This window comes from Streptomyces laculatispora (assembly GCF_017353455.1).
Lineage (GTDB): Bacteria > Actinomycetota > Actinomycetes > Streptomycetales > Streptomycetaceae > Streptomyces > Streptomyces laculatispora.
Genome location: NZ_JAFMPZ010000245.1, coordinates 1 through 21,782 on the forward strand (window position 1 = coordinate 1; position 21,782 = coordinate 21,782).

Genomic DNA, 21,782 nt, shown 5'->3' on the forward strand with positions numbered 1-21,782 from the left:
TCGTCGACACCCCGGCCGGCGTGCGGTTTCGGATGCTGGAGACCGTACGGGAGTTCAGCGCGGCCCGGCGTGCGGAAGCGGGCGAGGACGAGGAGGCCGCCGGCCGGTTCCTCGCCTGGGCGCGGGACTTCGGGGTCGCGCACCACGACGTGCTCTTCGGCTCGGATCGGCTGGCCGCCTGGGAGCGGACCAGGGCCGAGCAGGACAACCTCGTGCCGGCCCTGCGGCTCGCCCTGGCCCGTACCGATGGCCCCACCATCGCCGCGGTCACCGCCGTCCTCGCCGCTCTGTGGTCCACCGACTCCAACTTTCCCCGCCTCACCGCCCTCGCCGCGGACACCGGCCCACCGCTGTCGCACTACTGCCCCGGGCCCGAGTACGTCGAAGTCGCCCGCGCCGCCGCAGTGTTGTGCACGGCGACGCTGCTGATGGGCCACGGCCTGCGCGCCGTACGCCAGCTCGTCACCCTGCGGCGGCTGCCCGCGGCCCCGCCGGACACGCTGCTGCGGGCCACCGCGGTAGTGCTGAGCGCGGTCCCCGAGATGCTGCCTCCCGACTACGACGTGCTGCGCAAGCTCTGCGACAACGGGCAGCCGCTGGTGGCCGGCGTGGCCGAGTGCATCGCCACCTATGTCTGGGAGTACGAGCACGAGATCGACCGCGCGCTCGCGTCGGCGCACCGGATGATCGCCGCCCTGGGTCCGCTCGACAACCCGTCCATGCAGGTCATGGGCCTCTCCCGGGTGAGCGAGCTGTGCTTGAAGACGGGGCGGGGCGACGCCGCGTACGGGTACCTCAGGACCGCGCTTGCGGTACTGCCGCGGCTCGGCGACGAGCACGACTACATCGGCATCCGCAGCGGCCTCGCCCTTGCCTGCCTGCAGCGCGGCGACCCCGACGAGGCCGAGCACTGGCTGCGGCAGGCGGAGGGCGACGGCACGCCGCAGCAGGACGCCTTCTACAGCCCCGACCTGGGTGTGCGTGCCGAGATCGCGCTCGCCCGCGGGCTGACGGAGGCCGGGCTCGGCCTGTGGCGCAGCGCCGTGGAGCGGCTGCCCGAGGCCGGTGCGATGCACGGCGGCGACCCGTGGGCCGACCCGTGGGCGCTGGAGATCCAGTCGGCGGCGGTGACAGCTCACGCACACGCCGGCTGCCTTCAGCTCGTCGCGCAGCCGGTGGACCGGCTGCGGCGGCTACTGCGGACGCTGGTCTCCGGCCCGTCCCGCACGCCCATGGAGCTCCCCGTCGTCGGGACGGTGCTGCACGCGCTCGGTTCGGCGGGGCTCGCGTCCGGCGACGCCTCGGCCGTACGGATGATCGCGCTGGCCGAACGGCTGTGGGTGCTGCGTGAGTTCCAGCCGACGATGTCGGCGGCCCGCGCCCGGCGGGCGGCCGAGGACGCCGACGGGGCGGCGTACGCCGACGCGGTGTCGCGTTACGCCGCCCTGGGGCGGGACGGGCTCCGGGAGGCAGCCCGCGCGCTTATTTCGGGTCGCGGCCGAACAGCGACGTCGACCACCAGTAGCCGAGCACGGCCAGGCCCAGGCACCAGATGATCGTGAGCCACCCGTTGTCGCCGATCTCGCTGCCGAGGAGCAGGCCGCGCAGGGTCTCGATGGCCGGGGTGAACGGCTGGTACTCGGCGATCGGCCGGAACCAGCCCGGCATCGCGTCGACCGGGACGAACGCGCTCGAGATGAGCGGGAGGATGACCATCGGCAGCGCGTTGTTGCTTGCCGCCTCGGGGTTCGGGCCGGCCATGCCCATCCCGACCGCGATCCAGGTGAACGCCGTGGCGACCAGCACGAGCAGCCCGAACGCCGCCAGCCACTCCAGGGCCGTGGCGTCCGTGGACCGGAAGCCGATGGCCACGGCGACGGCGCCGACGAGAACCACGCTGATGACCGACTGCAGCACGCTGCCGACGACGTGCCCGATGAGGACCGCCCCTCGGTGGATCGCCATCGTACGGAAGCGGGCGATGATCCCCTCCGTCATGTCCATGGAGACGGACACCGCGGTTCCCGCCGGGGTGGAGCCGATGGTCATCAGCAGGATGCCCGGGACGAGATAGGCGATGTAATCGGCGCGATCGGCGTCACGGCCGCCGATGCCCGAGCTCATCACGTCACCGAAGACATAGACGAAGAGCAGCAGCAGGACGATGGGCATGAGGAGCAGGTTCAGGGTGAGGGAGGGGTAGCGCCGGGCATGCAGCAGGTTGCGGCGCAGCATGGTGCCGGAGTCGCGTGCGGCGAGGGAGAGGGCGCTCATCGGACGGCTTCCCTGGGCTGGTTGGGCACGTTGGTGCCGCTGGTCAGGGCGAAGAACACGTCGTCGAGGTCGGGGGTGTGCACGGTCAGCTCGTCGGCCTCGATGCCGGTGGAGTCCAGCCGGTCGAGGAGGGAGCGCAGCTCGCGCTGGCTGCTGTCGCTGGGGATTCGCAGCGACAGCCTCTCGTCGTCCCGGGTGCCCTCGCCCAGCGCGACGGCGGCGGACCGGTACGCGGACGGGTCGGAGAACCGCAGCCGCACGTGCCCGCCCGGGATGAGACGCTTCAGCTCGTCGGCGCTCCCCTCGGCGGCGATCCTTCCGTCGCTCAGTACCGCGATGCGGTCGGCGAGTTCGTCGGCCTCGTCCAGGTACTGCGTGGTGAGGAAGACGGTGACGCCACCGGAGACCAGCTGACGGATGATGCCCCACATGTTGTGGCGGCTGCGGGGGTCGAGACCGGTGGTGGGTTCGTCGAGGAAGATGATCCGCGGGTTCCCGACCAGGGTCATGGCGATGTCGAGGCGGCGCTTCATGCCGCCGGAGTAGGTGGCGGCGGGCTTCCTCGCCGCCTTCACCAGGTCGAAGCGCTCAAGCAGCCCGGCGGCGGTGCTGCGGCCCTCGCGGCGCGAGAGGTGGTGCAGGTCGGCCATGAGGAGCATGTTCTCCTCGCCGGTGATCAGGCCGTCGACGGCGGAGAACTGCCCGGTGACGCCGATCGTGGCCCGCACGGCCCGCGGGTCGGCGGCCAGGTCGTGGCCGCCGACGCGGATGTCGCCGGCGTCGGCGGAGACGAGCGTGGAGAGGATCTTGACGGCGGTGGTCTTGCCGGCGCCGTTCGGGCCGAGCAGAGAGAAGACCGTGCCGACCGGCACCGCCAGGTCGATGCCGTCGAGGACCGTCTTGTCCCCGTAGGCCTTGCGCAGCCCCTTGGCCGCGATGGCGAGAGAGTGAGATGTCGTTGTGGTCATGCCGCGGAGGTTGCGGCATGACGCGTTCAGCGCGGTTTCAGGATGGCTTCAACGCCCTGAAACCGGGCGGCGGCCGTTGTCCGTCAGACGAAGTGGTCAGACGGGTTCCAGGACTGCGGACGGGAGCACCCCGCCCAGGATCCGCGTGCGGGACAGTGACGGACTCCTCGTCAGATCGCGGACAGGTGTGACAGAAACAGGACGGCTGTCGACAGCGCGAGCATCCCCAGGCAGTTCAGCCAGAACTCCTGCTTGAGGAACCGCGCCCTGTAGTGGGCGTAGGCGGCGCACACGAAGTAGGCGATCACCGCGACGTTGGTCGTCACGCCGACACCCGTGTACCGGAGTCCGACGACAAGCCCTGCCGCCGCCAGGAGCTTGACGACCACAAGCGTCCACCACCAGTCGCGGGGGAAGCGCACTCCTTCCAGGCATTGCTGAATGAACGCCGGGGGACGCACCGACATGAGCGCGTCGGAGAACAGCACCAGGGCGAGCAGTGCGGTCGGCCACCACGGGTCGGGAGTGCTGATCATCGTTGAGCTCCTTCACGGTGGACGACGAAATGGATGACTTCCTGGAACTGGGCGATCGCGGCCCGCTGGTCGAGGGCGCCGTTGCCGACGGTCATGAGGATGCCCAGGTAGGCGAAGTAGAGGGTGCGCGCGCCGGCGCCCGCCCCGGTGGCGGTGATCGGGGTGCGGGCCAGGAGGGTCTCCAGCTCGGTGAGCAAGGCCCGGGCGAGGGCTTGGAAGACCTCTGACTCATGGGTGCCGCGGACGATGACCGCGGCGTATTCCCGGGACAGTTCGAGATCGAGGGCGAAGTAGGTGATGAAGGGTTCGACGAGATCCAGGACCTCCTGGGCCACCGCGGCGGGGGGCAGCGGTGTCTCGTCGTCCTGCTCGTCCCGGCCCTCCCGGCCGTGGTGCACGGCGGCGATCCAGGTGTCGAAGATGGCGACGAGCAGAGCGTCCTTGTCGCCGACTGACATGACGGTGCCAGTGCTCACCTCGGCGTCCGTGGCGATCTGTCGGATCGTGCTGGAGCCGAATCCCTGCTCGCGGAACAGCCGTTCAGCCGATGACAACACCTTGCGCCGTGTCGCCTCCCGTTTCGCCGCTCGTGACTGAACTTGTTCACTGAACATGTTCAGGATCGTAGGGTGTGAGGACTGCACGCGCAAGGGGACCGCTGGCCGGCGTACGCAGGGGAGTGCCCTGCGTACGCCGGCCGCACCGCTCACCGGTGCAACTCGGGCTACTACGCCTCGCGTCCGGCGTTGCCCGGGGCGGCGGCCGGACGGCTCACCGAGGTCCTGACCGCGCTGCCCGGCCAGGACCGGCGCCGCGCCGAACCGGAGTGCCGGCTCCAGGCGTTCCGCCGCCGGCCGGGGTCGGCCCAGGCGTGACGCCCCGGCATCCCGCCCGTGCCGCGCCACCGCCCTACGCGTCCCAGGCCCCGTTCCGCGCGGCCTCGGCGGCGAAGGCGGTGAACGACGACGGGTCACGCTCCAGAGCCTGCTTGACGCCCTCCGTGACCGTGGCGTTGTGCCCGTCCAGCAGCGTCGCGAACAGCTCTGCCAGGAAGCCCGCCTCCGCCTCCGGTACGCCGAACTCCGCCAGCATCGCCGCGTACTGGGGGCCCGTCACCGCGACGTAGCGCACCTCGCGCCCGGCCGCCCGGGCGATCTCCGAGGCCGCCTCGGCGAAGGTCAGCAGCCGGGGGCCGGTCAGTTCGTGCACCTGCCCCGCGCCGTCCTCCCCGCACAGCGCCGCGACCACCACGTCGGCGAGGTCCGCGGCGTCCACGAACGGCTCGGCGATGGAGCCGGCCGGGAACACCAGCTCGCCGCCCAGCACCCCGTCGAGCAGCGCGCCCTCACTGAAGTTCTGCGCGAAGAAAGCCGAGCGCACCACCGTCAGTTCGGCGTTCCCGGCCGCCTCGCGCAGCGCCTCCTCCGCGACCAGCGCCTGCGGCTCGCCCCGCCCCGACAGCAGCACCAGCCGCCGCACCCCGCAGCCCCGCGCGATCCGTCCGAAGGCCGCCATCGCCTCCGGGGCCCCGGGCGCCGCCAGATCGGGGTAGTACGCGATGTACGCCGCGTCCGCACCCCGCAGCGCGGCCTCCCAGCCCGACTCGTCCGCCCAGTCGAAGACGACCTCACCGCTGCGTGATCCGGCCCGCACCGGCACCCCGCGCGCGGCGAGCCGTTCCACCACCCGGCGGCCCGTCTTGCCCGTCCCGCTCGTCACCAGCACCGGGCGTGCCGTGCGGGTTTCCTGCTGCTGGTCCGTCTTGTCGTTTGTCATGAACCAAGGTTCGCCGGACAGCCCCGACCGTTCCATGCCTCAGCCGCTCAGCTCCCTACGCGAACGTCTACGCTGCTGCCCATGGACGCACTTGCCGGACTTCTGGACGGGCCGCGGGCCAGGGGGGCCTTCCTGCTGCGGATGGTGATGGAACCGCCGTGGTCCGTACGGATCGAGGACGGGGCCCCGCTCTGCCTGATGTCCATGACCGCGGGCGAGGCCTGGATCGTTCCCGCCGAAGGCGCCGAACCCGTGCTGCTGCGCCCCGGTGACCTGGCCATCGCGCGCGGCCCGGAGCCGTACACCGTCGCGGACCGGCCCGGCAGCGCACCGCAGACCCGGATCGGGCCGGGCGGCACCTGCACCACCCTGCGCGGCGACCCGCTGTCCCAGTCCATGCACCTGGGCGTACGCACCTGGGGCAACGCCCCGGACGGTGCGGCGAACATGCTCGTCGGCACCTATCTGCTGGACGGCGAGATCAGCAGACGGCTCCTCGACGCCCTGCCCGCACTGCTCCTCCTCCCCGGCGGCGGCCGGAGCAGCCCGCTGCTGACACTGCTCGACAACGAGATCGCCAGGGACGAGCCGGGGCAGAGCGTGGTGCTGGACCGGCTGCTCGATCTGCTGTTGATCGACGCGCTGCGCACCTGGTTCTCCCGGCCCGGGGCCGAGGCCCCCGCCTGGTACCGGGCCATGGGCGATCCGGTCGTCGGCCAGGCGCTGCGGCTGCTCCAGAACGAGCCGGCCCACCCCTGGACGGTCGCTGCCCTGGCCGACCGGACCGGAGTCTCCCGGGCCGGGCTCGCCCGGCGCTTCACCGAACTGGTGGGGGAGCCTCCGATGGCGTACCTGACGGGCTGGCGCCTCGCCGTCGCGGCGGATCTGCTGCGGGAGACGGACGCGACGGTGGAGGCGGTGGCCCGGAAGGTCGGCTACAGCCAGGCGTTCGCCTTCAGCACCGCTTTCAAACGGGTCCGCGGGGTCGGCCCGCAGGACTACCGCAACGGTGGCGGCTTGCCGGATCGGCAACAAAGTTTGCCTGTGGCCTGATGTGTGGTGAGGCTGCCCCCATGAGCAACGACACCGGTCACGGTCATCACCACGACAATGGCCACGGCCACGGCCACCGGCACGAGAGCGGCCATGCCCACCATCACGACCCCGCCGACCTCGACTGGGACGCCATCGGCCCGCTGCTGGAGCAGAACGCCGAACTCAGCACCGGGCAGTACACGGCGGCGGCCCGCTGGATCGCCGGTCTGCCCGACGCCCCGGAGGTCCGCCGGGTGCTGGACATCGGCAGCGGACCGGGCGTCATCGCCTGCCTGCTCGCCGAGGTGTTCCCGGAGGCCGAGGTGGTCGCCGTCGACGGCACCCCGGCCCTGCTGGAGCGCACCCGCGACCGCGCGAAGCGGCTCGGGCTCGGCGACCGGGTCACCACCCTGCACGCCGACCTTCCCGCCGACCTTCCCGGCGACCTGGCACGCGCTGGGGAGGCGGACCTGATCTGGGCGGGCAACGCCCTGCACCACATGGGCGACCAGCGCGCCGCGCTGGCCGGATTCGCCGGGCTGCTGCGCCCCGGAGGCACCGTCGCGCTCGTCGAGGGCGGGCTCCACCCGCGCCATCTCCCGCGCGACATCGGCTTCGGCCGGCCCGGCCTGGAGGAGCGGCTCGACGTGATCCAGGCCGAGGCCTTCGAGCAGATGCGGGCGGACCTGCCCGGCACCAAGCGGGAGACCGAGAACTGGGCCGCCCTGTTCTGCGCGGTGGGCCTCGCCCCGCAGGGCACCCGAAGCTTCCTGCTCGACCTGCCCGCACCCCTCACCGACGTGGCACGCGACCATGTCATCGCCGACTTCACCCGCCGCCGCGGGGGCCTCGGCGAGCGGCTCGGCGCCGAGGACAACGCGGTGCTCGACCGGCTGACCGACCCCGAGGACCCGGCCGGACTGCACCGGCGCACCGACACCTTCCTGCTGATGGCCCGGACGTTCCATCTGGGCCGGAAGGCCTGAGCGCGGCCGCCCTAACCGGCGGCGGACACCGGCTCCAGCCGCCACCACTGGCCGGGGGAGTCGGTGTCCTCCCACTGCTGGACGGACGCCCCCTTCGCCGTACTGCCGTCGGCGACCTCAAGGACCAGGCCGCTCACGAAGCTGACCAGGGTGACGGTGCCCGGGGCCTCCAGATGCCGCTCGACCAGCCACTCCTGGGCGCCGAAGTTATTGGCCCGCCACTGCTGGATCAGCGCGCCGTTCTCCGTTGAGGCGCCCCGCACGTCCAGACGTTTGCCGCTGTGCGCGTTGACCACGTGGTGGAGGGCCGCGCCCTCGTGGACCGGGATGAACTCCCAGTGCTGGGCCGCCGACCCGTTCTCCTCGTTCTGCTGCACCGGTGCGCCCCCGCCCTTCGCGCCGTCGCGCACCTCCAGCACCAGCCCGCTGCCGACATTGCGCAGCCGGTACTGCCCCGCCCCGGCCACGGGCGCGGTGTCCCCGGTCATGTTCCGGTCCCTTCGTACGGCGAACCGCCGCCCGGCCGGAGGCCGGACGGCGGTCACAGGCGGATCAGCGGCGGAACGCCACGGCTCAGGCGCCGAGGTTGAACTCGCCCGGGTGCGAGCCCAGACGCTTGCCCTCGTCCAGCGCCGCGAACGCGGCCAGGTCGTCGTCGTCCAGCTCGAAGCCGAACACATCGATGTTCTCCGCGATCCGCGACGGGGTCACGGACTTGGGAATCACCACATTGCCGGTCTGGAGGTGCCAGCGCAGGACCGCCTGAGCCGGCGTGCGGCCGTGCTTCCGGGCGACCGCGACCACCGTCGGGACCTCCAGTAGGCCCTTGCCCGAACCCAGCGGCGACCAGGCCTCGGTCGCGATGCCGTGCTTGGCGTGCAGTGCGCGGGACTCGGTCTGCTGGAGCTGGGGGTGCAGCTCGATCTGGTTCAGCGCCGGTACGACCGAGGTCTCGCCGAGCAGCCGCTCCAGGTGCTCGGGGAGGAAGTTCGAGACGCCGATGGCCTTCGCGCGGCCGTCGGCCTGGATCTTCTCGAACGCCCGGTACGAGTCCAGGTAGGCGTCCTTGGCCGGAACCGGCCAGTGGATCAGATACAGGTCGACGTAGTCGAGACCGAGCTTGTCCAGCGAGGCGTCGAAGGCGCGCAGCGTCGAGTCGTACCCCTGCTCGCTGTTCCACAGCTTCGTGGTCACGAAGAGCTCCTCGCGGGCGACACCGGAGGCGGCGATGGCCTTGCCGGTGCCGCCCTCGTTGCCGTAGATCGCGGCGGTGTCGATGCTCCGGTACCCGGACTCGATGGCTGTGGCGACCGCCTTCGCGGCCTCGTCGTCCGGCACCTGCCAGACTCCGAAACCGAGCTGCGGCATCTCGACGCCGTTGTTGAGGGTGAGGGAGGGGACCTGGCTCACGAGCGGTCGATCCTTACGTTGGGAGGTGGGACTCGAAACGTCAACGATCAAGTCGGCCCGCACATTCCCGTCTCCGGGCCGTTTCTTCCCGGCCCCGCGGTACGGGCTCCGGCCGGCTCAGCGGTACAGCGCGTCCACCTCGGCCGCGTACGCGGTCTCGATCGCCTTGCGCTTCAGCTTCAGGGACGGTGTCAGCAGTCCGTGCTCCTCGGTGAACTGATGCGCCAGAATCCGGAACGTCCGGATCGACTCGGCCTGCGACACGGCCGTGTTCGCCGCCACCACCGCCCGCCGGACCTCCATCTCCAGATCCGGGTCCCGCACCAGTTCGCCCGGCGACAGCTGCTGCCGCCCCTGCATGGCGAGCCAGTGCTCCACGGACTCCTGGTCCACGGTGACCAGGGCCGCGATGTACGGCCGGTCGTTGCCGACCACGATGCACTGCGCCACCAGCGGATGCGCGCGCACGCGCTCCTCCAGACCGGCCGGTGAGACGCTCTTGCCGCCGGACGTCACCAGGATCTCCTTCTTGCGCCCGGTGATCGTCAGATAGCCGTCGTCGTCCAGCGCGCCCAGGTCGCCGGTGGCCAGCCAGCCCTCGTTCAGTACCGCGTCGGTGGACTTCGGGTCGCCCAGATACCCGGAGAACACATTGCTGCCGTACACCCAGATCTCGCCGTCCTCGGCGATGTGCACCGTGGTGCCGGGGATCGGCTGCCCGACCGTGCCGTACCGGGTGCGCTCCGGCGGATTGGCGGTGGCCGCGGCGGTCGACTCGGTCAGCCCGTACCCCTCGTACACCGTGACACCGGCCCCCGCGAAGAACAGCCCGAGCTGCCGCTCCATCCCCGAGCCACCGGACATGGCGTGCCGGATCCGGCCGCCCATCGCCTCGCGCACCTTCTTGTACACGACCTTCTCGAAGAACTGGTGCTGCATCCGCAGCCCGGCGGACGGGCCGGGACCGGTCCCGAACGCCCGCGCCTCCATCGCCTCGGCGTACTTCACCGCGATGTCCACGGCCTTGTCGAAGGGGCCGGCCCTGCCCTCCGTCTCGGCCTTGCGGCGGGCCCCGTTGAAGACCTTCTCGAAGATGTACGGCACCGCCAGGATGAACGTGGGGCGAAACGTCACCAGGTCCGGCATCAGCGCCTTCGCCGACAGTTCCGGCTGGTGGCCCAGCTTCACCCGGCCGCGGATCGCCGTGACCTCCACCATCCGCCCGAAGACGTGCGCCAGCGGCAGGAAGAGCAGGGTCGAGGCCTCGTCGCCCGGCCGGGAGTGGAAGACCGACTCCCAGCGCGACGCCATCGTGTCCGTCTCGAACATGAAGTTGGCGTGCGTGATCACGCAGCCCTTGGGCCGCCCCGTCGTGCCCGACGTGTAGATGACGGTCGCCACCGAGTCGGGGGTCACGGCCCGCCGGTGCCGGTGCACCACCTCGTCCTCGACATGGGCGCCCGCCAGGACCAGCTCGGACACCGCGTCGGTGTCCAGCTGCCACAGCCGCTTCAGCTGGGGCAGCTGGCCGATGACCGAGGCGACCGTCATCGCGTGGTCCTCGTGCTCGACCATCACCGCCGAGACCTCGGCGTCGTGGAGCATCCACAGGACCTGCTCGGCCGAGGACGTCGGATAGACCGGTACGGACTGTGCGCCGACCGCCCACAGGGCGAAGTCGAAGAGCGTCCACTCGTAGCGGGTGCGCGACATCAGGGCCACCCGGTCGCCGAACCGCACGCCGTGCGCGATCAGCCCCTTGGCGAGGGCGAGCACCTCGTCGCGGAACGTCGCAGAGGTGACATCAAGCCAGCGTCCGGACGCGTCCTTGCGACCGAGGGCGACCCGGTGCGGATCCTCCTCGGCATAGTCGAAAACCACATCAGCGAGCCCGCCCACGTGGGGCGCGGCCGCCATGGGTGGGACAGTGAACTCGCGCAATGACCTGCTCCTTGTGGCGCTCCGCACAGCGCCGTGACGCTACCCCACCGGGCGCCGCCGCGGGAGAGTCCGAGACCGCCCGCACAACGTGGCGTCTGCACTGGTCAGGGGATGAAATCCGGCCAGAAGGGCAAGGCTCGGGCGTGCTTCCGACCAAGGAGTAAGTGGCTCGCGCGGGAATCTCCACCGAATCTGTACGCCGCGATCACTGCCGTTCCGTACGGTTACGGGAGGTTGATCCGCACCTGCCGGGCCTGACCGGGTTGGGCCGCCCCGGCGGAGACCGCCGCGTCCCGTGGATTCTCCCCCCTGGCCGCCCGAGTCATGCGCCGTCCCGTCCACCGATCGCGCCGATCCCGCCCGGCGGGCGGAGCAGCCGGTCGCCGCCCGCCAGGATCGCCGCCGCGAGCGCGTCCGCGGCCTGCTGCGCACCGTCCCGGCGACGGCCGTGCAGCAGCACGAAATCCACCTCGCCGAGCTCCGGCAGCCCCGCCCTGGCCGGCACCGGAACCAGTCCGGGCGGGACCAGGCCCCGGCTGTGCGCCATCACGCCGAGCCCCGCGTGGGCTGCCGCGGTCAGCCCGCTGAGGCTGCCGCTGGTGCACGCGACCCGCCAGGAGCGGCCCTGCCCCTCCAGCACCTCCAGCGCGCGGGCCCGGGTGATGCCCGGCGGCGGGAAGAGGATCAGCGGTACCGGGCGGTCCGGGTCGATCCGCAGCCGGGGCGCACCGATCCAGATCAGCGCGTCCTGCCAGACCAGCTCCCCATGGGTGTCACCGGTCCGCCGCTTGGCCAGCACCAGATCGAGCCGCCCCGCCGCCAGTTGCTGGTGCAGCGTGCCCGACAGCTCCACGGTCAGCTCCAGCTCGACCTCCGGATGGTCGCGGCGGAACGACTGGAGGATCTCCGGCAGCCGGGTCAGCACGAAGTCCTCCGAGGCCCCGAACCGCAGCCGCCCGCGCAGCCGGGTGCCGGTGAAGAACGCCGAGGCCCGCTCGTGGGCCTCCAGGATCGTCCGGGCGAAGCCCAGCATCGCCTCGCCGTCCACGGTGAGGTCGACCCGGTGCGTGTCACGGGTGAACAGCTGCCGCCCGGTCGCCTCCTCCAGCCGCCGCACGTGCTGGCTCACCGTGGACTGCCGCACCCCGAGCCGGCGGGCGGCCCGGGTGAAGCTCAGTGTCTGGGCGACGGCGAGAAAGGTGCGCAGCTGCGCGGGGTCGTACATGGGGCCACGTTATCGCGAACCGTGATCACAGTAAGAGCGGTATACCGGATTCCCGATGTCGGTGATCGGGAGCAGGATAAGGAAGGCACGACCCTGAACGAGAGAACACGTGGAGCACATGAGCCGCCGCACCCTGCAGTTGCCGTCCTGGCTGCCGATCGACCCGTACATCCTGGCGTTGATCGGCACCGTCGTACTCGCGGCGCTGCTGCCGGCCTCCGGCGCGGCCGCCGAGGTGGCGGGCGGCGCCTCCACCGGAGCGGTCGCGTTCCTCTTCTTCCTCTACGGCGCGCGGCTCTCCACCGCCGAGGCCCTCGACGGCGTCAGGCACTGGCGGCTCCACCTCACCGTCCTGGTCTGCACGTTCGTCGCGTTCCCGCTGCTGGGACTGGCGAGCGAGGGGCTGGTGCCGTACGTACTGACGCCGCAGCTCCAGAGCGGCTTCCTCTTCCTCTGCCTGGTCCCCTCGACCATCCAGTCGTCGATCGCCTTCACCTCGATGGCCCGCGGCAACGTGCCCGCGGCGATCTGCGCGGGCTCCTTCTCCTCGATCGCCGGAATCTTCATCACCCCGCTGCTCGCGGCCGCGCTGCTCGGCAACAGCGGTGGCGGGTTCTCCGGGGACGCGCTGCTGAGGATCGGCGTCCAGCTGCTGCTGCCGTTCGTCGCGGGACAGTTGCTGCGCCGCTGGATCGGCGGCTTCATCACCCGGCACAAGAAGATCCTCGGCCATGTCGACCGGGGCTCGATCCTGCTGGTCGTCTACACCGCGTTCAGCGAGGGCATGGTCGCCGGCATCTGGCACCAGGTCACCCCGGCCCGGCTCGGGGCGCTGCTCGGTGCCGAGGCGGTGCTGCTCGCGCTGATGCTGGCGCTGAGCTGGTACGGGGCGAAGCGGCTCGGTTTCGGCCGGGAGGACCGCATAGCCATCCAGTTCGCCGGTTCGAAGAAGAGCCTGGCCTCCGGCCTGCCCATGGCCAGCGTCCTGTTCGGCGCGCAGGCGGGCCTCGCCGTGCTGCCGCTGATGCTCTTCCACCAGATGCAGCTCATGGTGTGCGCGGTGATCGCGAAGCGACGTGCCCGGGACCCGGAGGAAGCGGGTGCGGACGGCGCGACGGTGGAGCCCGTCACGGTGACCTGACGGGCACCGTCCCGGTGGGCCGAGGCCGGCCGGCGCGGGGGCGCTCCCCGCCGGCCGGCCCCGGACGCGTGCGGCGGGCGGGACGCCTCAGCCCCGCACGGCCGTCGCCTCCAGGGCGATGCGGTGCTCGCCCGCGTACACGTTCATGGACGGGCCCCGAAGGAAGCCGACCAGGGTCAGCCCGGTCTCCGCCGCCAGGTCGACGGCGAGGGAGGACGGCGCCGAGACGGCCGCCAGCATCGGGATACCGGCCATCACCGCCTTCTGCGCCAGCTCGAAGGAGGCCCGCCCGGAGACCAGCAGGATCGACCGGGACAGCGGCAGCCGGTTGTCGGTGAGGGCCCGGCCGACCAGCTTGTCGACCGCGTTGTGCCGGCCCACGTCCTCCCGTATGTCCATCAGCTCGCCCGTCTCGGAGAACAGCGCCGCCGCGTGCAGGCCCCCGGTCCGGTCGAACACCGGTTGCGAGGCGCGCAGCCGGTCGGGGAGGGCGGCCAGCAGCGCCGGCTCGACCCGGACCGGGGGAGTGTCGGCGACGGGGTGCCGGGTCGTGGTGCGGACCGCGTCCAGACTGGCCTTGCCGCACAGCCCGCAGGAGGACGTCGTGTAGACGTTGCGCTCCAGCGTGATGTCGGGGACCACGACGCCGGGCGCGAGCCGCACATCCACCACGTTGTACGTGTTGACGCCGTCGGCCGTCGCCCCGGCGCAGTACGCGATCGACTGCACCTCATGGCCCTCGCCGAGCACGCCCTCGCTCACCAGGAAGCCCGCCGCCAGCGCGAAGTCGTCGCCCGGGGTGCGCATCGTGATGGCGAGCGGCTTGCCGTTCAGCCGGATCTCCAGGGGCTCCTCGGCGACGAGGGTGTCGGGGCGGGTGGAGACGACCCCGTCCCGGATACGGATAGTGCGGCGGCGCTCGGTGACCCGTCCCATGACCGTTAGACCCGATTCTGTACGTGTTGGAAGCCGAAGCGGCCGTTGACGCAGAGGTTGCCGTGGGTCACCGGGCTGTCGTGCGGCGGGGTGACCTTGGCGATCTCATTGTCCTGCACGTGGAGGGTGACGTTGCAGCCGGCACCGCAGCGGGCGCAGACGCCCGCACGGCGCGCAGCGTCGGAACGGGGACCCCGGCGGGAGCGGCCGGCTCGACGACCGCCGCGCGCAGCACGCCGAGTTCCAGGGGCTTGCCCTTCACGCTGCCAGCGACAGAATATTGTCTACAGTATGTGGTCCAGGCGGTCGAGGCTGTTGTCAAGCCTCCAATCGTCGGCCGGGAATCCTGTGGGATCACGTGCCCCTGTACCGAGCGGTAGCGACCAAGACTGGATGGTTCCTGCCATATGTAGCGAGGGGAACCTGAATATGACCGGCTCACGTGTCGTGGCGCTCGGCCACTATCAGCCCGCCAGGGTGCTCACCAACCATGACCTGGCGGCCATGGTCGACACCAGCGACGAGTGGATCACCAGCCGCGTCGGCATCAAGACCCGCCACCTCGGCGGCCCCGACGAGCCGGTGGACGAGCTGGCCGCGCACGCGGCGGCCAAGGCCCTCGCTGCCGCCGGGCTGCAGCCCGTGGACATCGACCTGGTCCTGGTCGCCACCTCCACGGCGATCGACCGGTCGCCGAGCATGTCGGCCAGGGTCGCCGCCCGGCTCGGTATGACGTCGCCCGCGGTGATGGACATCAACGTGGTCTGTTCCGGTTTCACCCACGCCCTCGCCACCGCCGACCACGCCGTGCGCGCCGGAGCGGCCAGCCGCGCTCTGGTGATCGGCGCCGACAAGATGGGCGACATCGTCGACTGGACCGACCGCTCCAGCTGTGTGCTGATGGGCGACGGCGCCGGTGCGGCGGTCGTGGTCGCCGACTCCGGTGCGGCCGGCCGGCCCGGGATCGGGCCGGTGCTGTGGGGTTCCGTGCCCGGGATGGGGGACGCGGTACGGATCGAGGGGACGCCGCCGCGCTTCGCCCAGGAGGGGCAGTCGGTCTACCGCTGGGCCACCACCCAGCTGCCGCCCATCGCGCGCAAGGTGTGCGAGAAGGCCGGAATCACCCCCGAGGATCTCGCCGCGGTGGTGCTGCACCAGGCCAATCTGAGGATCATCGAGCCGGTCGCCAGGAAGATCGGCGCGGTCAACGCCGTCATCGCCCGGGATGTCGTGGATTCCGGCAACACGTCGGCCGCCTCGATCCCGATGGCCCTGTCCAAGCTGGTGGAGCGGGGCGAGGTGGCCACCGGCGCTCCGGCGCTGCTTTTCGGCTTCGGCGGGAACCTCAGTTACGCGGGTCAGGTGATCCGCTGTCCCTGAGGGGCCTTGCGCTCGGTAGACTGTAGACGATAAGCAATTGCTCGTCGCTGGAGGGGGACCGCAATGTTGTCCGCAGGACTGCCGCAGGGGGCTGTGCCGAAGCTGGAACGGCCCGGTCCGCTGCGCGAGCGTGTCTACGAGGCGCTGCTGGAGCTCATCACCACCCGTGCGCTCCGTCCCGGCCAGCATCTGGTCGAGAGCGAGCTGGCCGGGCATCTCGGGGTGTCCCGGCAGCCGGTGCGCGAGGCGTTGCAGCGGCTCAACACCGAGGGCTGGGTCGATCTGCGGCCCGCCCAGGGTGCGTTCGTCCATGAACCCACGGAGGACGAGGCCGACCAACTGCTCTCGGTCCGTACGCTCCTGGAGGCCGAGGCCGCCCGGCTCGCCGCCGCCAACTCCGGTACGTCGGGCATCGCCGCGCTGGAGGAGCTGTGCGCCAAGGGTGAGCAGGCCGTCGCCGACGACGACGTGGACCTGGCTGTCGCGACCAACGCGGCCTTCCACGCCAAGGTCATGGAGCTGGCGGGCAACGTCGTACTCGCCGAGCTGGCCGGCCAGGTGGACCGCCGGGTCCGCTGGTACTACACCCCCGTCGCCCGCCGGCGCGGCACCGGGTCCTGGATCGAGCACCGCTCCCTGATCGCCGCGATCTCCTCGCGCGACGAGCAGCAGGCCACGGCGATCATGCGGGCCCACACGGAACACACCCGCCGGACCTACCACGAGCGCGAAGAGGGCTGACCCCCGCGCTTTCCACGCCCTCGAACGCCGGCTGAGGAATCAGCCCGTCCGGCGATCGGGGGCATTGTCGCGCCCGCCGCCGACGGCGGGCGCCGACTCCCTCCGGGGTCGACGCCGCACCCCTTTGTCCTCAGGGTGGAGAAAGTTGTGGTGGATTCCTGCGCAACTTCTTCCCACTCCGGGCGAGCGCTGCTACGTTCCCCTCCAAAGCCCGACGGACAGGCCGATGTGGCGGGGAGGGGCGCGTGAGACGTATGACGGCACGACCCGCGAATGCGCATCAGGCGCGACTGCTCCGGCTGTTGCGCGACGGCGGGCCCAACTCGCGGGCACAGCTGGGGGATCAGGTCGATCTCTCCCGCTCCAAGCTCGCCGTCGAGGTGGACAGACTGCTGGAGACCGGCCTTGTCGTGGCCGACGGACTCGCCGCATCCCGCGGCGGGCGTCGCTCGCACAACATCCGGCTCGCCCCGGCACTGCGCTTCCTCGGTGTCGACATCGGCGCCACCTCGGTCGATGTGGCGGTCACCAACGCTGAGCTGGAGGTCCTGGGCCACCTCAACCACCCCATGGACGTACGCGAGGGCCCCGTCGCCGTCTTCGAGCAGGTGCTGTCCATGGCGGCCAAGCTCCGGGCCTCCGGGCTCGCCGAAGGGTTCGACGGCGCGGGCATCGGCGTACCGGGACCGGTCCGCTTCCCCGAGGGGATTCCGGTCGCACCGCCGATCATGCCCGGCTGGGACGGCTTCCCGGTCCGCGAGGCGCTCAGCCAGGAGCTGGGCTGCCCCGTGATGGTCGACAACGATGTGAACCTGATGGCGATGGGGGAGCAGCACGCGGGCGTCGCCCGCTCCGTGGGCGACTTCCTCTGCGTCAAGATCGGCACCGGTATCGGCTGCGGCATCGTCGTCGGCGGAGAGGTCCACCGCGGTACGACGGGCAGTGCGGGCGACATCGGCCACATCCAGGTCGAACCGGACGGGCGCCCCTGCGCCTGTGGCAACCGGGGCTGCCTGGAAGCCCACTTCAGCGGCGCCGCACTGGCCCGCGACGCCGAGGACGCGGCCCGTGCCGGACAGTCCACGGAGCTCGCGGCCCGGCTGGCGGCGTCCGGGAACCTCACCGCCGTCGATGTGGCCGCCGCCGCGGCCGCGGGCGACGCCACCTCGCTCGACCTGATCCGCGAAGGCGGCAACCGGGTCGGTCAGGTCATCGCGGGACTCGTCAGCTTCTTCAACCCCGGTCTGGTGGTGATCGGCGGCGGGGTGACCGGACTGGGTCACACGCTGCTCGCCAGCGTCCGGACCCAGGTCTACCGGCAGTCACTGCCGCTGGCCACCGGCAACCTTCCCATCGTGCTGGGCGAGTTGGGACCCGCCGCCGGAGTGATCGGCGCGGCCCGGCTCATCAGCGACCACCTCTTCTCACCGGCCTGACCCGGCACCACCGGCCCGCAGCACCGTGTGAGAGCCGCGCACCACCCGCCTGATCGTTCTCCCGTCCGATCCACTTCCCGCCGGACCGACACCCGGCCGGCCAGCAACAAGGCACTGTCCCCACGCCGCGGCCGGGGTCCGGGGACACCCCGGGACTGCACTGCGCCCTGCCCGCTCACCGGCACCCGCCGAGGGGATTTGTCATGGCTCCAGAACCACCCCTGCTCACCATGTCCGGCATCACCAAGTCCTTTCCCGGCGTGCGCGCCCTCGACGGCGTCGACCTGGAGGTCCAGGCCGGCGAGGTCCACTGTCTGCTCGGCCAGAACGGGGCCGGGAAATCCACCCTCATCAAGGTGCTCGCCGGGGCCCACCAGCCCGACGGCGGCGAGATCACCTGGCGCGGCTCACCCGCCGTACTCAAGTCGCCCATCACCGCGATGCGTCTCGGGATCGCCACCATCTACCAGGAACTCGACCTGGTGGAGGGGCTGTCGGTCGCCGAGAACGTCTTCCTCGGCCATGAGCCCACCAGCGCGGGCTTCGTCGTCCGCACCCGCGAGGGCCGCACCGCGGCCGCCGCACTGCTGAAGCGCCTCGGTCACCCGGAGATCGACCCGGCCCGCCCGGTCGGTGAACTCTCCGCGGCCCAGCAGCAGATCGTCTCGATGGCCCGCGCGCTCTCCCACGACGTACGGCTCATCGTGATGGACGAACCGTCCGCGGCCCTCGACCCCGACGAGGTCGCCAATCTCTTCCGCATCGTCGCCTCCCTGACCGCCGACGGGGTTGCCGTCGTCTACATCTCCCACCGGCTGGAGGAGATCCGCCGGATCGGCGACCGGGTGACCGTCCTCAAGGACGGCCGGGCCGTCGCGGTCGGCCTTCCCGCCGAGTCCACCCCGACGCGCGACATCGTTGCCATGATGACCGGCCGCAATGTCGAGTACGTCTTCCCGCCGAGGCCCGGAGCCGTCCCCGAGGACTCCGGCGCCGAGCCCGTGCTCAAGGTCGAAGGCCTCACCAGGAAAGGCGAGTTCGCCCCCGTCGACCTGGAACTCAGGCCCGGCGAGATCGTCGGCCTCGCCGGCCTGGTCGGCTCCGGGCGCTCCGAGATCCTGGAGACGATCTACGGCGCGCGCCGTGCCACCGCCGGACGGGTCACCGTCGCCGGCCGGCCGCTACGGCCCGGCAGCGTCCGCGCCGCCGTCGCGGCCGGCGTCGGCCTCGCCCCCGAGGAACGCAAGGCGCAGGCCCTGCTGATGCTCGAATCCGTCACCCGCAATGTCTCCGTCTCCTCCATGTCCCGCTTCTCCAGGGGTGGTTGGCTCGACCGGGGCGCGGAGCGCAAGGCGGCCCGCGCCGCCACCCGTGAACTCTCGCTGCGCCCCGACAACCCGGACACCCCCGTCCGCACCCTCTCCGGCGGCAACCAGCAGAAGGCGGTCCTGGCCCGCTGGCTGCTGCGCGGCTGCCGGGTGCTGCTGCTCGACGAACCGACCCGCGGGGTGGACGTCGGCGCCCGCGCCGAGCTCTACGCCGTGATCCGACGGCTGGCCGACGAAGGCCTCGCCGTACTGCTCGTCTCCAGCGAAGTGCCCGAAGTCCTGGGCCTCGCCGACCGGGTGCTGGTGCTCCGCGAAGGCCACGTCGTGCATACGGCGGACGCCAGGGAGCTCGACGAGCACCGCGTACTCGACCTCGTGATGGAAGGGAGCCCGACGTCATGACGCAGCCCGTCTCCTCGGCACAGCAGAGCGGGCCGGACAAGGGCGCCGCGCCCGTATCCGTCCCCGCGTCCCCGAAGAAGGACAGATCCCCGCGAGCCCTCGGGCTCCGGGTGGACCTGCGCAGCCTCTCGCTGCTCGGTGTCCTCGCCGCACTGATCGTCGTCGGCGGCATCACCGAGCCAGACGCCTTCCTGGACTCCGGCAACCTTCAGCTGATCCTGACCCAGGCGTCCGTCATCGGCGTCGTGACCGTCGGGGTCACCTTCGTCATCACCAGCGGCGGCATCGATCTGTCGGTCGGTGCCATGGTCGCCCTCGCCTCGGTCTGGGCCACCACACTCGCCACCCAGGAGTACGGCTTCGCCGGCATCCTGTTCACCGCGATGCTCGTCGGCCTCGGTGCCGGACTGGTCAACGGGGTGCTCATCGCGTACGGCCGGATGGTGCCGTTCATCGCGACGCTGGCGATGCTCGCCTCCGCCCGCGGCATGGCCCTCCTGATCACCGACGGCAAGACCCAGATCGTCACGGTCAAGTCCGTCCTGGACCTGGGTCTGCCCGGCTCCTACGTCCTCGGTATTCCGCCGCTCGTCATGATGTTCGCCGTGGTCACCGTCGTCGGCTGGCTGGTGCTGAACCGTACGACCTTCGGCCGCCGCACGGTCGCCGTCGGCGGCAACGCGGAGGCGGCCCGGCTGGCGGGGATCGACGTACGGCGCCAGCGCCTCTACCTCTACCTGCTGTCCGGACTGTGCTGCGGCATCGCCGCCTTCATGCTGATCATCCTGTCCGGCTCGGGTCAGAACACCAACGGCAATCTGTACGAGCTCGACGCCATCGCCGCCGCGATCATCGGTGGCACCCTGCTCACCGGCGGCCGCGGCACCATCGTCGGCTCCGTGCTGGGCGTCCTCGTCTTCACCACGATCACCAACATCTTCGCGCTCAACAATCTGCAGAGCGACGTCCAGCAGATCGCCAAGGGCGCGATCATCGTCGCCGCCGTTCTGGTCCAGGGCCGCACGTCGGCCCACCGGGAAACCTGACCGCCGGTCATCTTCCGCTCAGTTCCTGCCTGTTCCGTATGCCCACGCACCGGATGAAGGGTTTGACAGCCATGCCAGAAACCAGCCGCAGAGGACTGCTCTTCGGTACCGCAGCAGTCTCCGCAGGCGCCTTCCTGACCGCCTGCACCAGCAACACCCCGAAGGAGAAGGACACCGCGGCGCAGAGCGACGCGCCCGCTGCCGACGACAAGCCGGGCAAGCCGATCACCATCGGCTTCGCGGGTCCGCAGGCCGACCACGGCTGGCTCAACGCGATCAACGAGAACGCCAGGTCGCGGGCGAAGAAGTACTCCGAGGTGACCCTGGAGACCACCGAGGGCTCCAACGACACCGCCGCGCAGATCGGCCAGGTCAAGACCCTCATCAACAAGAAGGTCGACGTCCTCATCATCCTCCCGGCCGACGGCAAGGCGCTCACCCAGGTCGGCCTGGAGGCCATGCGAGCGGGCATTCCCGTCGTCAACCTGGACCGCATCTTCGCCTCCCCGCAGGCCTACCGCTGCTATGTGGGCGGGGACAGCTACGGCATGGGTCTCAACGCCGGTACGTACATCGGCGAGCAGCTCAAGGACAAGTCGAACGCCAAGGTCGTCGAGCTGGCCGGCATCGACAGCCTGGAGCTCACCAAGCAGCGCAGCCAGGGCTTCGCGGACGCCCTGAAAAACTACTCCAACATCAAACTGGTGGCCCGTCAGGCCGCGGACTTCACCGTCGAGTCCGGCCAGGCGAAGATGTCCCAGCTCCTCCAGGCGCAGAAGAAGTTCGACGCCCTGTGGAATCACGACGACGACCAGGGCGTGGGCGCGCTGCGCGCGATCCAGCAGGCCGGCCGGGACGAGTTCCTGATGGTCGGCGGCGCCGGGGCCAAGTCCGCGATGGACGCCATCAAGGCCGACAACAGCGTGCTGAAGGCCACCGTTCTCTACCCGCCGACCATGGCGGCGTCGGCCGTCGACCTGGCCCGCGCACTCGGCCAGGGCAAGGGTGTCGCCGGCCTCTCCGAGCTGGAGATCCCGACCAACCTCACGCTCTACTCGGCGGTGGTCACCAAGGACAACGTCGATCAGTACCTGCCGACGGGCTTCAACTGACCGGCCCCGCAGGAGGGTGCTGACCCTCCTGCCGCACCCACCGAACCACCGATGAGGAGGAAGTCCGGATGGCCCGTAGGGAAGAGACGGAGCAGGAGGCGGCGGCGCC

The 21,782-nt window shown here is 71.2% G+C and carries 20 protein-coding genes and 2 pseudogenes; 11 read left to right on the top strand and 11 right to left on the bottom strand.

Annotated elements, in window-relative coordinates:
- Positions 1–1,556 (top strand): annotated as a pseudogene (locus J1C73_RS13725) (AfsR/SARP family transcriptional regulator); the annotation flags it as partial.
- On the opposite strand, the gene J1C73_RS13730 reads toward J1C73_RS13725, so the two are convergent.
- The 4 genes from J1C73_RS13730 to J1C73_RS13745 all read right to left on the bottom strand — a co-directional run bounded on the left by J1C73_RS13730 (position 1,483) and on the right by J1C73_RS13745 (position 4,335).
- Entirely contained in the window at positions 1,483–2,274 is a 792-nt protein-coding gene (locus tag J1C73_RS13730; protein ID WP_207316611.1) for an ABC transporter permease, read from the bottom strand. The pseudogene J1C73_RS13725 and the gene J1C73_RS13730 overlap by 74 nt on opposite strands.
- Positions 2,271–3,242, bottom strand: coding sequence for an ATP-binding cassette domain-containing protein (locus tag J1C73_RS13735; RefSeq protein ID WP_207316612.1), 972 nt, complete (start codon positions 3,240–3,242; stop codon positions 2,271–2,273). The genes J1C73_RS13730 and J1C73_RS13735 overlap by 4 nt, the downstream gene beginning before the upstream one ends.
- Before the next feature lie 170 nt (positions 3,243–3,412).
- Positions 3,413–3,778, bottom strand: a complete 366-nt coding sequence (locus J1C73_RS13740) for a DoxX family protein (protein WP_207316613.1) — start codon at positions 3,776–3,778, stop codon at positions 3,413–3,415.
- The gene (locus J1C73_RS13745) at positions 3,775–4,335 is read right to left on the bottom strand and encodes a TetR/AcrR family transcriptional regulator (RefSeq protein WP_207316614.1); all 561 of its coding nucleotides are present in this window, start codon (positions 4,333–4,335) and stop codon (positions 3,775–3,777) included. The genes J1C73_RS13740 and J1C73_RS13745 overlap by 4 nt, the downstream gene beginning before the upstream one ends.
- A gap of 189 nt (positions 4,336–4,524) precedes the next feature.
- Here J1C73_RS13745 and J1C73_RS35500 point away from each other — a divergent pair, with 189 nt between their 5' ends.
- The gene (locus tag J1C73_RS35500; RefSeq protein ID WP_278186553.1) at positions 4,525–4,653 is read left to right on the top strand and encodes a hypothetical protein; all 129 of its coding nucleotides are present in this window, start codon (positions 4,525–4,527) and stop codon (positions 4,651–4,653) included.
- A gap of 34 nt (positions 4,654–4,687) precedes the next feature.
- Here J1C73_RS35500 and J1C73_RS13750 read toward each other — a convergent pair whose 3' ends face one another.
- Positions 4,688–5,554, bottom strand: a complete 867-nt coding sequence (locus tag J1C73_RS13750; protein WP_207316615.1) for a Rossmann-fold NAD(P)-binding domain-containing protein — start codon at positions 5,552–5,554, stop codon at positions 4,688–4,690.
- Positions 5,555–5,635: 81 nt separating this feature from the next.
- Here J1C73_RS13750 and J1C73_RS13755 point away from each other — a divergent pair, with 81 nt between their 5' ends.
- Positions 5,636–6,607, top strand: coding sequence for an AraC family transcriptional regulator (locus J1C73_RS13755; RefSeq protein WP_207316616.1), 972 nt, complete (start codon positions 5,636–5,638; stop codon positions 6,605–6,607).
- Positions 6,608–6,627: 20 nt separating this feature from the next.
- The gene (locus J1C73_RS13760; RefSeq protein WP_207316617.1) at positions 6,628–7,575 is read left to right on the top strand and encodes a class I SAM-dependent methyltransferase; all 948 of its coding nucleotides are present in this window, start codon (positions 6,628–6,630) and stop codon (positions 7,573–7,575) included.
- Positions 7,576–7,586: 11 nt separating this feature from the next.
- On the opposite strand, the gene J1C73_RS13765 is transcribed toward J1C73_RS13760, so the two are convergent.
- The 4 genes from J1C73_RS13765 to J1C73_RS13780 form a co-directional block, all read right to left on the bottom strand.
- On the bottom strand, positions 7,587–8,063 hold the full coding sequence (locus J1C73_RS13765) for an RICIN domain-containing protein (RefSeq protein ID WP_207316618.1): 477 nt from the start codon (positions 8,061–8,063) through the stop codon (positions 7,587–7,589).
- Between the two features lie 85 nt (positions 8,064–8,148).
- The gene (locus tag J1C73_RS13770) at positions 8,149–8,985 is read right to left on the bottom strand and encodes an aldo/keto reductase (protein WP_207316619.1); all 837 of its coding nucleotides are present in this window, start codon (positions 8,983–8,985) and stop codon (positions 8,149–8,151) included.
- Between the two features lie 117 nt (positions 8,986–9,102).
- Positions 9,103–10,902: an AMP-dependent synthetase/ligase gene (locus tag J1C73_RS13775; RefSeq protein ID WP_207316620.1), complete on the bottom strand. Its 1,800-nt coding sequence runs from the start codon at positions 10,900–10,902 to the stop codon at positions 9,103–9,105.
- Positions 10,903–11,248: 346 nt separating this feature from the next.
- Complete coding sequence (locus J1C73_RS13780; RefSeq protein WP_207316621.1) at positions 11,249–12,151, bottom strand: LysR substrate-binding domain-containing protein; 903 nt, start codon at positions 12,149–12,151, stop codon at positions 11,249–11,251.
- Positions 12,152–12,269: 118 nt separating this feature from the next.
- Here J1C73_RS13780 and J1C73_RS13785 point away from each other — a divergent pair, with 118 nt between their 5' ends.
- Positions 12,270–13,292 carry a bile acid:sodium symporter family protein gene (locus J1C73_RS13785; protein WP_207316622.1) on the top strand — a complete coding sequence of 341 codons (1,023 nt, stop codon included), beginning with the start codon at positions 12,270–12,272 and terminating at the stop codon, positions 13,290–13,292.
- Positions 13,293–13,379: 87 nt separating this feature from the next.
- On the opposite strand, the gene fdhD is transcribed toward J1C73_RS13785, so the two are convergent.
- Positions 13,380–14,228: a formate dehydrogenase accessory sulfurtransferase FdhD gene (fdhD, locus tag J1C73_RS13790; RefSeq protein WP_207316623.1), complete on the bottom strand. Its 849-nt coding sequence runs from the start codon at positions 14,226–14,228 to the stop codon at positions 13,380–13,382.
- Between the two features lie 5 nt (positions 14,229–14,233).
- Positions 14,234–14,389 (bottom strand): annotated as a pseudogene (locus J1C73_RS13795) (2Fe-2S iron-sulfur cluster-binding protein); the annotation flags it as partial.
- 268 nt (positions 14,390–14,657) lie between these two features.
- On the opposite strand from J1C73_RS13795, the gene J1C73_RS13800 reads away from it, so the two are divergent.
- From J1C73_RS13800 to J1C73_RS13825, 6 genes are all read left to right on the top strand, one after another.
- The gene (locus tag J1C73_RS13800) at positions 14,658–15,608 is read left to right on the top strand and encodes a beta-ketoacyl-ACP synthase III (protein ID WP_123464162.1); all 951 of its coding nucleotides are present in this window, start codon (positions 14,658–14,660) and stop codon (positions 15,606–15,608) included.
- A 63-nt stretch (positions 15,609–15,671) separates the two neighbouring features.
- A complete protein-coding gene (locus tag J1C73_RS13805) occupies positions 15,672–16,349 on the top strand; it encodes a GntR family transcriptional regulator (RefSeq protein ID WP_207316624.1) in 678 nt (225 codons plus the stop codon).
- A gap of 254 nt (positions 16,350–16,603) precedes the next feature.
- On the top strand, positions 16,604–17,785 hold the full coding sequence (locus J1C73_RS13810) for an ROK family transcriptional regulator (RefSeq protein WP_207316628.1): 1,182 nt from the start codon (positions 16,604–16,606) through the stop codon (positions 17,783–17,785).
- Between the two features lie 203 nt (positions 17,786–17,988).
- Positions 17,989–19,515, top strand: coding sequence for a sugar ABC transporter ATP-binding protein (locus J1C73_RS13815; RefSeq protein WP_207316625.1), 1,527 nt, complete (start codon positions 17,989–17,991; stop codon positions 19,513–19,515).
- Positions 19,512–20,561 carry an ABC transporter permease gene (locus J1C73_RS13820; RefSeq protein WP_207316626.1) on the top strand — a complete coding sequence of 350 codons (1,050 nt, stop codon included), beginning with the start codon at positions 19,512–19,514 and terminating at the stop codon, positions 20,559–20,561. Before J1C73_RS13815 ends, J1C73_RS13820 begins: the two co-directional genes overlap by 4 nt.
- Before the next feature lie 71 nt (positions 20,562–20,632).
- Positions 20,633–21,673 carry a substrate-binding domain-containing protein gene (locus J1C73_RS13825; RefSeq protein WP_207316627.1) on the top strand — a complete coding sequence of 347 codons (1,041 nt, stop codon included), beginning with the start codon at positions 20,633–20,635 and terminating at the stop codon, positions 21,671–21,673.
- Positions 21,674–21,782: the final 109 nt, after the last annotated feature.